Source organism: Pedobacter sp. R-06, assembly GCF_049913135.1.
Classification (GTDB): Bacteria; Bacteroidota; Bacteroidia; order Sphingobacteriales; family Sphingobacteriaceae; genus Pedobacter.
The window spans coordinates 5,401,573-5,414,525 of sequence record NZ_CP183977.1 but is presented as its reverse complement, the minus strand read 5'-3'; the positions used below and the strand labels follow the sequence as shown (position 1 = coordinate 5,414,525).

The 12,953-nt window shown below is 38.9% G+C and carries 14 protein-coding genes; 8 read left to right on the top strand and 6 right to left on the bottom strand.

Annotated elements, in window-relative coordinates:
- Nucleotides 1-20: 20 nt before the first annotated feature.
- The 3 genes from ACN9MR_RS21895 to ACN9MR_RS21885 all read right to left on the bottom strand — a co-directional run bounded on the left by ACN9MR_RS21895 (nucleotide 21) and on the right by ACN9MR_RS21885 (nucleotide 4,866).
- Nucleotides 21-1,694 carry a sodium/sugar symporter gene (locus ACN9MR_RS21895; RefSeq protein ID WP_426326620.1) on the bottom strand — a complete coding sequence of 558 codons (1,674 nt, stop codon included), beginning with the start codon at nucleotides 1,692-1,694 and terminating at the stop codon, nucleotides 21-23.
- Nucleotides 1,695-1,977: 283 nt separating this feature from the next.
- Nucleotides 1,978-3,309: a xylose isomerase gene (gene xylA, locus ACN9MR_RS21890; RefSeq protein WP_426326619.1), complete on the bottom strand. Its 1,332-nt coding sequence runs from the start codon at nucleotides 3,307-3,309 to the stop codon at nucleotides 1,978-1,980.
- A gap of 72 nt (nucleotides 3,310-3,381) precedes the next feature.
- Complete coding sequence (locus ACN9MR_RS21885; protein WP_426326618.1) at nucleotides 3,382-4,866, bottom strand: xylulokinase; 1,485 nt, start codon at nucleotides 4,864-4,866, stop codon at nucleotides 3,382-3,384.
- Nucleotides 4,867-5,058: 192 nt separating this feature from the next.
- Here ACN9MR_RS21885 and ACN9MR_RS21880 point away from each other — a divergent pair, with 192 nt between their 5' ends.
- The 5 genes from ACN9MR_RS21880 to ACN9MR_RS21860 all read left to right on the top strand — a co-directional run bounded on the left by ACN9MR_RS21880 (nucleotide 5,059) and on the right by ACN9MR_RS21860 (nucleotide 7,942).
- Entirely contained in the window at nucleotides 5,059-5,394 is a 336-nt protein-coding gene (locus ACN9MR_RS21880; RefSeq protein WP_426326617.1) for a tRNA-binding protein, read from the top strand.
- Nucleotides 5,395-5,754: 360 nt separating this feature from the next.
- Nucleotides 5,755-6,222: a nucleoside deaminase gene (locus ACN9MR_RS21875; protein WP_426326616.1), complete on the top strand. Its 468-nt coding sequence runs from the start codon at nucleotides 5,755-5,757 to the stop codon at nucleotides 6,220-6,222.
- 260 nt (nucleotides 6,223-6,482) lie between these two features.
- Nucleotides 6,483-7,091: a superoxide dismutase gene (locus tag ACN9MR_RS21870; RefSeq protein ID WP_293310998.1), complete on the top strand. Its 609-nt coding sequence runs from the start codon at nucleotides 6,483-6,485 to the stop codon at nucleotides 7,089-7,091.
- A 98-nt stretch (nucleotides 7,092-7,189) separates the two neighbouring features.
- Nucleotides 7,190-7,651, top strand: a complete 462-nt coding sequence (locus ACN9MR_RS21865; protein WP_426326615.1) for a hypothetical protein — start codon at nucleotides 7,190-7,192, stop codon at nucleotides 7,649-7,651.
- 45 nt (nucleotides 7,652-7,696) lie between these two features.
- The gene (locus ACN9MR_RS21860; protein WP_426326614.1) at nucleotides 7,697-7,942 is read left to right on the top strand and encodes a hypothetical protein; all 246 of its coding nucleotides are present in this window, start codon (nucleotides 7,697-7,699) and stop codon (nucleotides 7,940-7,942) included.
- Between the two features lie 178 nt (nucleotides 7,943-8,120).
- Here ACN9MR_RS21860 and ACN9MR_RS21855 read toward each other — a convergent pair whose 3' ends face one another.
- Nucleotides 8,121-9,053, bottom strand: coding sequence for a LysR substrate-binding domain-containing protein (locus ACN9MR_RS21855; RefSeq protein ID WP_426326613.1), 933 nt, complete (start codon nucleotides 9,051-9,053; stop codon nucleotides 8,121-8,123).
- 218 nt (nucleotides 9,054-9,271) lie between these two features.
- Here ACN9MR_RS21855 and ACN9MR_RS21850 point away from each other — a divergent pair, with 218 nt between their 5' ends.
- Nucleotides 9,272-10,399, top strand: coding sequence for a glycoside hydrolase family 130 protein (locus tag ACN9MR_RS21850; RefSeq protein ID WP_426326612.1), 1,128 nt, complete (start codon nucleotides 9,272-9,274; stop codon nucleotides 10,397-10,399).
- A gap of 173 nt (nucleotides 10,400-10,572) precedes the next feature.
- Here ACN9MR_RS21850 and fcl read toward each other — a convergent pair whose 3' ends face one another.
- Nucleotides 10,573-11,499, bottom strand: coding sequence for a GDP-L-fucose synthase (gene fcl / locus ACN9MR_RS21845; RefSeq protein WP_426326611.1), 927 nt, complete (start codon nucleotides 11,497-11,499; stop codon nucleotides 10,573-10,575).
- 113 nt (nucleotides 11,500-11,612) lie between these two features.
- Between fcl and trmB the strand changes: the two genes are divergently transcribed.
- Entirely contained in the window at nucleotides 11,613-12,263 is a 651-nt protein-coding gene (trmB, locus tag ACN9MR_RS21840) for a tRNA (guanosine(46)-N7)-methyltransferase TrmB (protein WP_426326610.1), read from the top strand.
- Nucleotides 12,263-12,595, top strand: a complete 333-nt coding sequence (locus ACN9MR_RS21835; RefSeq protein ID WP_426326609.1) for an MGMT family protein — start codon at nucleotides 12,263-12,265, stop codon at nucleotides 12,593-12,595. Before trmB ends, ACN9MR_RS21835 begins: the two co-directional genes overlap by 1 nt.
- On the opposite strand, the gene ACN9MR_RS21830 is transcribed toward ACN9MR_RS21835, so the two are convergent.
- Nucleotides 12,585-12,944 carry a hypothetical protein gene (locus ACN9MR_RS21830; RefSeq protein ID WP_426326608.1) on the bottom strand — a complete coding sequence of 120 codons (360 nt, stop codon included), beginning with the start codon at nucleotides 12,942-12,944 and terminating at the stop codon, nucleotides 12,585-12,587. The two genes, ACN9MR_RS21835 and ACN9MR_RS21830, sit on opposite strands and share 11 nt — an antisense overlap.
- Between the last annotated feature and the right edge of the window lie 9 nt (nucleotides 12,945-12,953).

Below are 12,953 nucleotides of genomic sequence, written 5' to 3'. Positions count from 1 at the left end.
TTATAATAGAAAGATATCTTCTACCAGTATATACTGTAAAGGGCTACCAATAAACCGATAATAATCAACGAACCAACAGCAAAGCCTGTTGTGGTTTTGAACATTTTCGAATCGATTTCCAGTCCTTTTGGATTAACACCGTTTTTGTTTTCGAACAAGCTGATAATTACCATACCGATAATACAGAATACGAACACAATACCCATTCTATCTAAGAAAGGGATTTCGTAAATACCAGCATTTTTAACCGAGAAGCCCACTCCCGATAACCAGGAAAGATCGGTCCATGTTGGAAGAACCTTTAGCAATAACGATAATCCGAAACCACCAATTGTTGCAAAAAGTGCTGCATTTGAGGTTGCTCTTTTCCAGAAGAAACCCAGAATAAACATGGCAAATATACCCGGAGAAACAAAGCCTGTATACTCTTGGATATATTGGAATCCGCCTTTTTTATCAATACCTAAGTGTGGTGCAATAACAACGCCCAACACCATGGCTACAACTACAGCAATTTTACCTGTAAAAACGAGGTTCTTTTCAGAAGCATCGGTTTTTAATACTTTTTTGTAAATATCAAGCGTGAAAATGGTTGCAATACTGTTTGCTTTACCAGCTAATGAGGCTACAACCGCTGCAGTTAATGCTGCAAACGATAAACCTTTTAATCCGGCAGGTAATAAGTTTAACAGTACCGGGTAAGCACGGTCTGGATTAACAGATCCATCCTGCAGCATTTCCGATTGGAAAGCCCCGTCTTTATACAGTACATAAGCTGCAATACCTGGTAATACCACAATAATTGGCATTAACAATTTTAAGAAAGCTGCAAACAAAATACCCCCACGGGCAGTTTTTAAATCTGCACCTAAAGCACGTTGCGTGATGTATTGATTACAGCCCCAATAGTTAAGGTTTACAATCCACATACCACCTACCAATACGCTTAATCCCGGTAAATCAATGTAATTCTCATTATCAGGTTTTAAGATCATGTGGAAATGCTCTGACGCTTTTGAAGTCATCAGGCTATAACCTTCAAAAATACCTGAGGTTCCGTAATGGGTAGAAACCAGGTTTAATGCCAGGTATGTTGTGGCCAAACCACCAAGAATTAAGAAAAATACCTGAATAACATCGGTATAGCCAATTACTTTCATTCCGCCCAGTGTAATTACGATGGCAAAAGCTGCAATGGCATACATACAGAAAGTCAAATCGAATCCAGAGATACTGCTAACAGCTAAAGCACCTAAATAAAGAATCGACGTTAAGTTTACCACTACGTACAACAATAACCAGAACACAGCCATAATCATGGCAACGGTTCCGTTGTAGCGTTGGTGTAAAAACTGCGGCATTGTGGCGATCTTGTTTTTCAGGTAAACCGGAATAAAGAAAACAGCAACAATAACCAGTGTAAGGGCAGCCATCCACTCGTAAGTTGCAATTGCCAATCCCATCTTAAAGCCCGATCCGCTCATGCCGATAAATTGTTCTGCAGAAATATTCGATGCAATTAATGATGCACCGATTGCCCACCAAGTAAGTGAACCTTCAGCTAAGAAATAATCTTTTGAGCCTGTGGATGCGGATTTTTTCTTATTGTAGATGTACAGACCGTAAGCAGCCACAATAACGAAGTACACCGCAAATACAATGTAATCCTTCGTGTCCAATAAATTGTTTTTCATTAATATAATAGTGGTTATTTGGTTTAGAAATCTAAATGTAGTAAAATCATAAATTAATCTCTGCTTTTTTTTGAATTAAAAAGTGTTAAAGTAACGTTTATTAATTTTCGCAGCTAAAAATTAACAGATATTCTACTTTCCAAACACTATTGGGATGGGTTAAATTAATGGAGATCGCCCAGTTCTTATTCATGGTCTGTGTCTCCACAGATCATTCTAATTAAATCAAATGCTAGTGGTCTGTGAGGACACAGACCACGGAGATTAAATCTTATGAAATAAATTAAATATACCTGTTAATTAAGTTTTCCAGATATTCTTGCTTTCCGCTGCGTACTTCTGGTTCGCCATTTTCTGCAGCGTAATTTCTCAAATCTTCTAAACTTAGTTTGCCTTGCTCAAATTCGGCACCCTTTCCACTATCAAATGAAGCATAGCGGTCGGTTCTTATTTTTTTGTAATCAGATTTTTGAAGAATGGCATCTGCAGTAATTAATGCCCTTGCGAAGATATCCATGCCACCAATGTGTGCATAGAACAGGTCTTTCGGGTCGGTAGAGTTACGACGGATTTTTGCATCGAAGTTTACACCTCCACCCTGTAAGCCACCACCTTCTAAAATGATCAACATGGTTTCCGTTAGTTCATTAATATCATTCGGAAACTGATCAGTATCCCAGCCATTTTGATAATCGCCACGGTTTGCGTCGATAGAACCTAATAAGCCATTATCTACTGCAACCTGTAATTCATGCTGGAAAGTATGACCGGCCAAGGTAGCATGGTTAACTTCTAAGTTTAATTTGAAATCGGCGAGCAGATCATATTGCTGTAAAAAGCCTTTCACTGTTGCCGCATCGTAATCATATTGATGTTTAGAAGGTTCGCATGGTTTCGGTTCAATGAAGAATGTACCTTTGAAACCCTGTTTGCGTGCATAATCTTTAGCGGTATGTAAGAATTTTGCCAGGTGTTCCTGCTCACGTTTCATGTTGGTGTTCAATAAACTCATGTAGCCTTCTCTTCCTCCCCAGAACACATAATTTTCGCCACCAAGGGCAATGGTCGCATCTAAAGCTGCTTTAACCTGTGCAGCTCCGTGTGCCAGCACATGGAAATCGGGATTGGTAGATGCACCATTCATGTAGCGCTTATGGCTGAATAAATTGGCTGTTCCCCAAAGTAATTTTACACCGCTATCTGCTTGTTTTTGCTTGGCATAGTCAACAAGGGCCTGTAATCTGCGTTCGTTTTCGGCTATATCGTCGCTATAATCTACCACATCCACGTCATGGAAACAATAATAAGGGATCTGCATTTTAGTGATAAATTCAAAGGCTGCATCCATTTTATCCTTTGCCCTTTCTACTGCATCTTTTTTTTCATCCCAAGGGAAAATGTGCGTTGCACCTCCAAACGGATCGGCACCGTTGCCATTAAATGAATGCCAATACGCGCAGGCAAATTTAAAGTGCTCGTTCATGGTTTTGCCTGCCACTACTTTGTTGGCATCGTACCATCTAAATGCTAATGGATTGTCGCTTTGCAGGCCTTCAAACTTGATCTGCTCAATGCCTTTAAAAAATTCTTTTGCTCCTGTTACTACTTTTGTCATGTTTTTTTGTTTTTTGGTTGGTGGTCTGTTGGTCAATATTTCATAGTCGATCCCGTTATGGACGATCAACCATTAACCAATTGCTAATTGTTTCTCTAATATTTTTTTCCAATCCTGATAAATGGGTTCGTATGCTGCCGAATGTTGCGGGCTTAAAGTTTTAATTACTTCGTGGTTGTTAAAAGCTTCCTCTGCACTTTTAAAAATCCCGGCCCCTATACCGGCACCTAAGGCTGCGCCTACACTCCCGTCGTTTTCGTAAAGTTCTACCGGAATGCCGGTAACGTCAACAAAGGTTTGTGCAAATACATCACTTAAAAAGAGGTTGGCCCTCCCAGCGCGGATTACATTAGGTTTCATGCCGTTTTCTCTCATAATATCCAATCCATAACGGAAAGAAAAGGCAATCCCTTCTTGTACAGCCCTAAAAATATCTGATTGATTGTGGAGATTTAAGTCGATACCTAACAACTGGGCGCCAGTATATTTGTTGTTTAACATCCGCTCGGCACCATTTCCGAAAGGAAGCACTTTTAAGCCATTGCTGCCTATTGGCGCTTTTAATGCCAGGTTATTCAGTTCAGGATATGTAGACTGTGGTGCGAAATTATATTTTGCCCAGCGGTACATGCTGCCGGTGCCATTGATACAAAGTAAAACGCCGGTGTGTTTTTTCTCCTCCGAATAGGTTACATGCGCAAAGGTATTCACCCTCGATTGTTTATCGTAGGTAAGATTACTGCTTACCCCGTAGATCACACCTGATGTTCCGGCCGTTGCAGCAACTTCTCCTGGCTTTAATACATTCAAAGAAAGTGCATTGTTGGGTTGATCGCCGGATTTATAGGCTACCGGGATGCTGGCTGACAGGCCCAGTGACGCTGCAATATCGGCCTTTAAATAGCCGTGTTCCGAAAACAAAGGTTTCACCTGTGGAATAAGGCTGCGTGAGATGCCGTAATAATCCATCACATCTTTGGAAATCTCATGATTTTCAAAATCCCAGAAAATGCCCTCAGATAATGCAGAAATACTGGTTGTGATTTCTCCTGTTAATTTCATTGCGATAAAATCGCCTGGCAGCATTATTTTATCGATGCGGTTATAGATCTCTGGCTCATTTGCTTTTACCCAGGCTAGCTTTGAGGCTGTAAAGTTCCCCGGAGAGTTTAACAGGTGTTTTAACGATTTTTCCTCTCCAATGGCCTCAAAAGCGCTATTGCCTAGCTCAACTGCCCTGCTGTCGCACCAGATAATACTATCGCGGAGTACGTTTTGATCTTTATCTACTACAACCAGACCATGCATTTGGTAAGCAATACCAATGGCTTTAATCTCTTTAGGATCAAATAAGCCGGTTGCTTTTAATTTAAGGATTGCCTGTTGAACATTTTGCCACCATTCATCCGGCGATTGCTCTGCCCAGCCCGATTGTAAAGATTTAATTGCTGTTTCCTCTTCCGGGTATTGTGCTGTCGCAATGTTTTTTTGTGTAGCTACATCAACAACTGCAACTTTTATAGATGAGGTTCCTAAATCAATCCCTAATAAATACATGGTTTTAAATTATTTTAATATTTGGTTATGCAAACGGTTGCATAAAGATAGTGCTTAAAATATAAATCGCAAATTTTTTGTAAAATCTATTCCATTTAATGCAATCGGTTGAATTGAATGTTAACGCTGATTTAAATTACAATCGAAATATTTTAATAATTTATATTTTTGCCGTTACATTAAAATTAAGCTATGGAAGAGATAACCTGGAATGACTTCGAAAAGGTAGAATTGAGGGTAGGCACCATTTTAGAGGCCTTCGAATTTCCTGAAGCCCGACGGCCTGCCTATAAAGTTAAGGTAGACTTTGGAGAATTCGGTATTAAAATGAGCAGTGCGCAGATTACCAAACACTATTCCTTGGACGAATTACCAGGAAAACAGATTGTAGGGGTGATCAACTTCCCTAAAAAACAGATCGGAAAATTTATGTCCGAATTTTTGGTTACCGGCTTTGCCGACGAAAACGGTGATATTGTATTGACTGCCGTACAAAGTAAAGTTCCTAACGGAAGTAAGTTGATTTAGCCGGCTTCTGAAGTTTAGCGGAGACTCTTTCCCGCAGATTCAAAAAGATTAAAACGTAGATTTATGTAGATATAATAACATGAAAATCTTTTTAATCTGCGAGATTAATCAGCGCCGATCTGCGGGAAATAGGCAGTACACTTACCCATTGCGGTTCTTATTGTACGCAGGCTTTTTTTAATAGCCCTGATTGAAGCGGAAAGCGCGCAAACGAGGAACGAGTGCGTACTTGGAACAGAAAGCAGGACTGAAGCTGCCGATAAGCGCTGAAATTACGCTCCAAAACCTCGACTAGACTTCCGAAGTTTCCAAGAGTAAAGGGCTAGTAAAACTTCGAAAGTGTTACCCTATATTTGCCACATGAGTTTTTACAATTTCGAAAATACCGCCCCAGAGGAAGAAGACATTCATTACATGAAATTGGCCCTGGAAGAAGCAAAAAAAGCTTTGGCTGAAGATGAAATTCCAATCGGCGCAATAGTGGTTAGTAAAAACAGGATTATTGGTCGGGGCTACAATTTAACTGAGCGCTTTAATGATGTTACTGCGCATGCAGAAATGCAGGCATTTACCTCTGCAGCGCAAACCATAGGCGGGAAATATTTAAGGGATTGTACCTTATATGTAACCATCGAGCCTTGTGTAATGTGTGCCGGTGCAAGTTATTGGACACAGATTAGCCGTATTGTGTATGGTGCCAGAGAAGAAAAAAGAGGCTTTATCTCCAAAAATGCCAATCTGTTGCATCCTAAAACGATATTGAAAGGTGGGGTAATGGCAGAGGAATGTGCGGCGTTAATGAAAGATTTTTTTGCGAAGAAGAGGTAGAGGAGATGAGTTAATGGCTCATGGTTTATAGTTCTAGCCAAATGGGCTATTTTACTATTGACTATCAATCATTGACTAAAGATCAGTTTTTTCATTAAAAACCACTTGGCTATCGCCCTGAACCTTACAACTTTCAACCCTTCCAACTTTACAACAACTGAGCAGAAAACGATTTGATGATAATAACATGAACAAATCTTAACGTTCTAATGTTATATTTGCTACAAGAAACATTTTTAAATCTTTAAACATAAAACATTATGGCTTTTGAATTACCTGCGTTACATTACGCAACCGATGCATTAGAACCGCATATTGATAAAACTACCATGGAAATCCACCATGATAAACACCATCAGGCTTACGTTACCAACTTAAACAAAGCGTTAGAAGGTAAGCCAGAAGCGACTTCTAGCATCGAGGAAATTGTAAAACACATTTCAAAATTCCCAGCTGCTGTGAGAAACAACGGCGGAGGTCACTATAATCACTCTTTGTTTTGGAACATTTTAGGTCCAAATAAAGGTGGTGAGCCAACTGGCGATTTAGCTAAAGCAATTAACGAAACTTTTGGTTCATTTGCTGATCTTAAAACTAAATTACAAGAAGCCGGCGCTACCCGTTTTGGTTCTGGCTGGGCCTGGTTATCAGTTGGTGCTGATAAAAAACTTCAGGTTTCTTCTACACCAAACCAAGATAACCCTTTAATGGATATTGCTGAAGTTAAAGGAACGCCAATTTTGGGTATCGATGTTTGGGAGCACGCATATTACTTAAAATACCAGAACAAACGCCCTGATTATTTAGCGGCGATCTGGAATGTAATTAACTGGGATGCAGTTGCTGAGCTTTACAAAAAAGCTTTATAGGCTATAACATCCAATAAAATTTAGGAAAGTCCCGATGCAAATCGGGACTTTCTTGTTTTAAGATAATTAAGTAACTTCGCAGATATAAAATGTTCAAAATGAAAAGGCTTGTAATTTTATTTTTAGTTATTGTTGGTGTAAATGGGTTGGTGCGTGCACAACAGAATAAAGTACCTACTCCAGGGGAAATTGCACAGAAGAATGTGGAGGATCTGGATAAGCGGTTAAAGCTAAATGGAACGCAAAAAAGCGTAATCTACAGCTTTACCTATAACCAGGCGAAAGAACAGGCTGATTTAATTAAAAGACAACAGGCAGGCAACTCGCGCGAAGAGGATGTAGATAAATTCTATAAACTACAGAACGAAACATCAAAGAACATCCGTAATGTTTTAAGGCCAGAGCAACAAACCGAATACGATAAAATCATTGAGGAACGTTTAAGTGGTAAAGGCTTAAAAGCGAAAAATAAGAAAAAGAAAAAAGGCGAAGAAGAAGAGGTTGAAAGCGATATTAAAGGATTGTTATCTGCACCGCCGGTAGAAAAACAAAATCAGTAGTGTTTTTTAGTAAACTAGGTTTTGTAATCGATTAATCAATAACAAATGCCAGAGATAATCTTAGGCACTATTGTACTCGGACTACTATTGTCGCCACAGTTACTTGCAGGTTTTCTGGCAAAGCGAACAGGCCGTAATTTTTGGTTCTGGTTTTTTATTTCATTTTTAATCCCCATTATTTCATTAATTATTTTGATCTTTTTAGAAGATAAAAATCCTATTGCATCAGGCTATAAGTTGGCTGATCATGTAGATAGGGACAAGGAATTGGTTCCTGAGGCTCTGAAATAATCAATTTTATAGAAAAGTCGTCATCTCGACTGAAGTGCAGCGAAAGCTACTGAATAAATTTATTTCAGGCTCTATTTAGCTGAAAGATGCTGAAATAAATTCAGCATGACGACCGCGCTGGTGAAATCGCTAAGATGTCTGCTTTGTCCAATCTCCCCTTCAGGCTTGGCCATACCGTCTAAATCCCAACTATATCTTTTTTCTTTTTCTGCTTCATGGCTTTTGGGATAATTTCTAAAATCTCATCTTTTAAAGCATTAAGCATCCGTTTTTTAATAAAATTTTTATGGGTTACCAGGCTGATTTCGCGTACAGGCTCAGGCGATTTAAAATGACGGATCTTATTGGTCTGCTTTGCATTTAATTCTGCTATGGCCAGCTCGGGCAATAGTGTTGCACCTCCATTTAAATCAACCATACGCACCAAGGTTTCTACACTGCCTGTATTGTATTCCAGCCCCTGTAATCTGTTGTTTTTTGTAGAACGGCAAATGTTCAATACCTGATTGCGCATACAATGACCTTCGTTCAAAAGCCAGATGTTTTCATCGTTCAGATCTTCAGCGTCAACGGCCTTCTTTTTATAAAGCTTACTGTTTTTGCTGATATAGCTTACAAAGTTTTCGTAATATAATGGGATTTCGGTAATGTTCGGATCGGTAAGTGGCGTAGCTAAAATACCGCAATCCAGTACACCTGTTTTGAGGTGGTGAATAATATCTTCGGTGGTATATTCCCAGATTAAAAGCTTTAATTCAGGATATTTATCCAGCATGGCAGAAATTACTTCTGGGAGCAAATAAGGTGCAACAGTTGGAATTACGCCTATTCTTAGCTCGCCAAGAACATCCTGCTGCTGACTGCTGATCAGTTCTTTTATTTTTCCGCTTTCCTGTAAAATAATCCGGGCCTGGGCAATAATCTGGGCGCCAATTTCGGTCGGGCTTACGGGTTGTTTGCTCCTGTCGAAAATTTTAACGCTGATCAGTTCCTCCAGTTTTTGCACCTGCATACTTAAAGTAGGTTGCGTTACGAAACATTTATCTGCAGCAGTAACAAAACTTCTGTAAGTATCTACAGCAACGATATATTCTAGCTGAACTAAAGTCATATAGGTAAATCTTATTTATATTTTCAAATATATAAATTTTACCTATAATAAAAAATGATCTGAGAGGCTAAGGAATGAGGTATTAATTTAGATGATAAATTCTTTATTTAATGAGACATTTAAACAAAAGGTTGAATAGAATATTTAAGTATCATTGATTTAATTAGCGATAATCTAACCATCACCTGTTTGCCAGATTAATTAGGTATTTTAGCTTTATGAAAAGAATCGCTTTACGTTTATTTCTTCTTATATTTTTTCTTCCGCTGGCCTTTACAGCAAATGCCCAGAGTCAATTTCCCGAATGGGCACTAGGGCCATTTTTACGACCGGAAAATGTTAATCCCATTATTTCTCCAAAAACCGAAAGTCTTTTCTTCGACCCAATGAGTAAACAAAAAATTGCGTGGGAGGCCGGTGATGTTTTTAATCCTGCTGCTGCGGTAAGCAAAAATAAAGTATATGTACTTTATCGCGGAGAAGACCGGTCTGGCATTGGTATTGGTAAGCGTACTTCAAGAATAGGCATTGCCGAAAGTATTGATGGCATTAAAATGAAGCGGAATCCAGAACCTGTGCTCTATCCTAATGAAGATAATCAGAAAGCGTATGAATGGCCGGGTGGCTGCGAAGACCCACGCATTGCGGTTACTGCAGAGGGTGTGTATGTGATGCTGTATACCCAATGGAACCGAAATATATTCCGCTTGGCTGTAGCCACTTCCAAAGATTTAAAACACTGGACCAAATACGGTGCTGCGTTTAGTAAGGCCTATGGTGGTAGATTTCGGGATCTCAAATGCAAATCTGGTTCCATTGTAACCAGGGTAGAAAATGGTAAACAGGTAATTGCCAAAATAAACGGCAAGTATATGATGTACTGGGGTGAACGTTTCATGAATATTGCAACCTCGGTCGATCTTATCAACTGGGAGCCAACTTTAAATACAAAAGGTGATTTAGACTTAATTGTGAAACCCCGAAAAAATTATTTCGATAGCGACCTGACCGAATGTGGTCCGCCGGCAATTGTTACCGATAAAGGTATTTTAGTTTTATACAATGGTAAAAACAGGAGCGATGCCGAAAGGGATACCAATTATGTGGCCAATACCTATTCGGCCGGGCAAGTATTATTCGATCTGAAAAATCCTTCAAAAGTGATCGCACGGCTCGATCAACCTTTTTTCGTGCCTACTGCACCTTTTGAAAAAAGCGGGCAATACCCGTCAGGCACGGTTTTTATAGAAGGACTGGTTTATTTCAAAAAGAAATGGTTTTTATACTACGGCTGTGCCGATAGCCGGGTCGCAGTAGCGATTTATGATCCCACTGTTAAAAAATAAGCTGTAAATATAAAGAGGCTGTATCATAAATATAGAATTGTCATCCTGAGCTTGTAAAAGGGCCTGTTTTAAATGTCCTACAAGGCGTTTCGACAACTTATCTCGATTCTTCGGGAGGCTCAACGTGACAAATTCAATTGCAATTTATGAGACAACCTCGTTGTAAATTTATTTTAGTATCGGCTTTCAAAATCCTGATAGGCCAGGGCAATACCTTCTTTAAGTTCGATTTTATGTTTCCAGCCTAAATTATGAAGTTTGCTTACGTCCATCAATTTACGTGGCGTTCCATCAGGTTTGCTTGCATCGAATACCAATTCGCCTTCAAAGCCCAATACGTCTTTGATTAATAAAGCTAGATCTTTAATGGTTAAATCGTGTCCCGTACCCACATTAATCAAATGTGGCTCGTTGTAGTTTTGCATCAGGAAATAACAGGCATCTGCCAGGTCATCTGCAAACAAGAATTCGCGCATAGGTAATCCTGATCCCCAAACCACAATCTCTTTTTCGTTGTTAGCTTTTGCTTCGTGTACCTTACGGATCAAAGCAGGTAAAACGTGAGAGTTTTGAGGGTGATAATTATCATTAAAGCCATACAAATTTGTTGGCATTACCGAGATAAAATTACAGCCATACTGATCGCGGTAGGCATCGCACATTTTGATCCCTGCAATTTTTGCAATGGCATAAGGCTCGTTGGTGTGCTCTAATGTTCCGGTTAAAAGGTAATCTTCTTTTAAAGGCTGTGGGGCCATTTTAGGGTAAATACAGCTCGAGCCTAAAAACATTAATTTTTTAACGCCATTTACATAAGCATTGTGGATCACATTATTTTGTATGGCTAAATTCTCGTAGAGAAAATCGGCCCTGTATGTATTGTTGGCTACAATCCCACCAACTTTTGCTGCAGCAAGAAATACATAATCTGGTTTTTCTGCTGCAAAGAAATCGGTAACTGCTTGTTGGTTGCGTAAATCTAGCTCGCCCGAAGTTTTAGTTATGATATTCTCGTAACCTTCTTTTTGCAGTTTGCGGTAAATGGCCGAACCTACCATACCACGATGACCTGCAACATATATTTTAGCGTTTTTTTCCACGGTATTTTTTATAGGTTACAAAAATACAATTCCTAAATAAGAATGACATTAATCTTTCTGGTAAAAGAAACTTTGATTATTGATTTAATTGTATTTTTGCAGAAAAAAAACTTTTGGGTAAAGATAAACTTAGGCGTTTTGCAGAAATCGAAACATTTGCAAACGTATATCAATTAGAACAAGGAAAAACTTTAAAGGGAAACTGGGCTTCTGCACATTTTAAAAATACGAATCCTATTGTACTCGAACTGGCGTGTGGAAAAGGCGAATATTCGGTGAACTTAGCCAGGTTATTTCCTAAAAAAAACTTTATAGGTGTTGATTATAAAGGTAACCGCATTTGGAGAGGGGCAAAAACAGCTATTGAAGATGGAATTAACAACGTTGCTTTTTTAAGAATCCAGATTGAAAATTTACTGGAGTATTTCAGTGAAGGAGAAATTGATGAGATCTGGATCACTTTCCCCGATCCACAACCACAGGATAGCCGTGAGAAAAAACGCTTGACTTTCCCCGCATTCCTGAACCGTTATAAACTTGTTTTAAAACCAGGTGGCAATGTTAATTTGAAAACAGATAACGACCAACTGTATGCTTATACTTGCGAAAAGGTTGCAGAATTAGGATTGCCTGTACATAAAAACACCGATCATCTGTATACTTCTGAACTGGTTGATGAAGTATTGTCAATCAAAACCTATTACGAGAAAAAATACTTGTTACACGATAAAAATATTAATTATATTCAATTTTCTTTTGAATAATGGATACCAACTTTTACGAACAGGTTTATGAGATTGCCCGGTTAATTCCGAAAGGAAGGGTTACATCTTATGGAGCTATCGCAAAAAGTTTAGGTGCGGCAAAATCATCAAGAATGGTTGGACATGCCATGCTTTATGCCGGAACGGCCCACCCTAGTGTACCTGCCCACAGGGTAGTAAACAGTAGTGGCTTGCTAACCGGAAAGTTTCATTTCAAACCGCCCGAACTGATGGAGGAGCTGTTAAGGAAAGAAGGCGTTGAAGTGAAGAACGATAAGGTGGTAAACTTTAAAAAAGTATTCTGGAATCCGCTCGAAGAAATTACAGTATAACGGGCAAACTTCGTTTATAATCAGTAAGGGTAAAAATAATCAGAATCAATAAACCTAAGCAGGCATAGAAAATTTCGTCGGTTAAATTTCCTTTAAAAAGTGTAAAAGCTAAAATAACAAGAACAATACTGACGAAAAACTCGATAAGGCCGTGAAGTTTAAGGTTGATGACTTTAAAAATACCCCCACTAAAATTAGTGCTTACCGTTAATAAGAAATGAATAATGCCCAGCGCGTATGCCACTGTTGAGGCAGTTTTAGAAAGACCAAAAATATCAGGCGAAGCCAATAAAAGCATTACCAATAGGTAATCTAAAACGGCATGAAATTTTGGAGATATCATTTTCATAATCAAATG

What these genes read in the sequence shown, in the direction of transcription:
- ACN9MR_RS21895 (WP_426326620.1), bottom strand. Translation starts at nt 1,694, where the DNA reads ATGAAAAACAATTTATTGGACACGAAGGATTACATTGTATTTGCGGTG.
- xylA (WP_426326619.1), bottom strand. Translation starts at nt 3,309, where the DNA reads ATGACAAAAGTAGTAACAGGAGCAAAAGAATTTTTTAAAGGCATTGAG.
- ACN9MR_RS21885 (WP_426326618.1), bottom strand. Translation starts at nt 4,866, where the DNA reads ATGTATTTATTAGGGATTGATTTAGGAACCTCATCTATAAAAGTTGCA.
- ACN9MR_RS21880 (WP_426326617.1), top strand. Translation starts at nt 5,059, where the DNA reads ATGGAAGAGATAACCTGGAATGACTTCGAAAAGGTAGAATTGAGGGTA.
- ACN9MR_RS21875 (WP_426326616.1), top strand. Translation starts at nt 5,755, where the DNA reads ATGAGTTTTTACAATTTCGAAAATACCGCCCCAGAGGAAGAAGACATT.
- ACN9MR_RS21870 (WP_293310998.1), top strand. Translation starts at nt 6,483, where the DNA reads ATGGCTTTTGAATTACCTGCGTTACATTACGCAACCGATGCATTAGAA.
- ACN9MR_RS21865 (WP_426326615.1), top strand. Translation starts at nt 7,190, where the DNA reads ATGAAAAGGCTTGTAATTTTATTTTTAGTTATTGTTGGTGTAAATGGG.
- ACN9MR_RS21860 (WP_426326614.1), top strand. Translation starts at nt 7,697, where the DNA reads ATGCCAGAGATAATCTTAGGCACTATTGTACTCGGACTACTATTGTCG.
- ACN9MR_RS21855 (WP_426326613.1), bottom strand. Translation starts at nt 9,053, where the DNA reads ATGACTTTAGTTCAGCTAGAATATATCGTTGCTGTAGATACTTACAGA.
- ACN9MR_RS21850 (WP_426326612.1), top strand. Translation starts at nt 9,272, where the DNA reads ATGAAAAGAATCGCTTTACGTTTATTTCTTCTTATATTTTTTCTTCCG.
- ACN9MR_RS21835 (WP_426326609.1), top strand. Translation starts at nt 12,263, where the DNA reads ATGGATACCAACTTTTACGAACAGGTTTATGAGATTGCCCGGTTAATT.
- ACN9MR_RS21830 (WP_426326608.1), bottom strand. Translation starts at nt 12,944, where the DNA reads ATGAAAATGATATCTCCAAAATTTCATGCCGTTTTAGATTACCTATTG.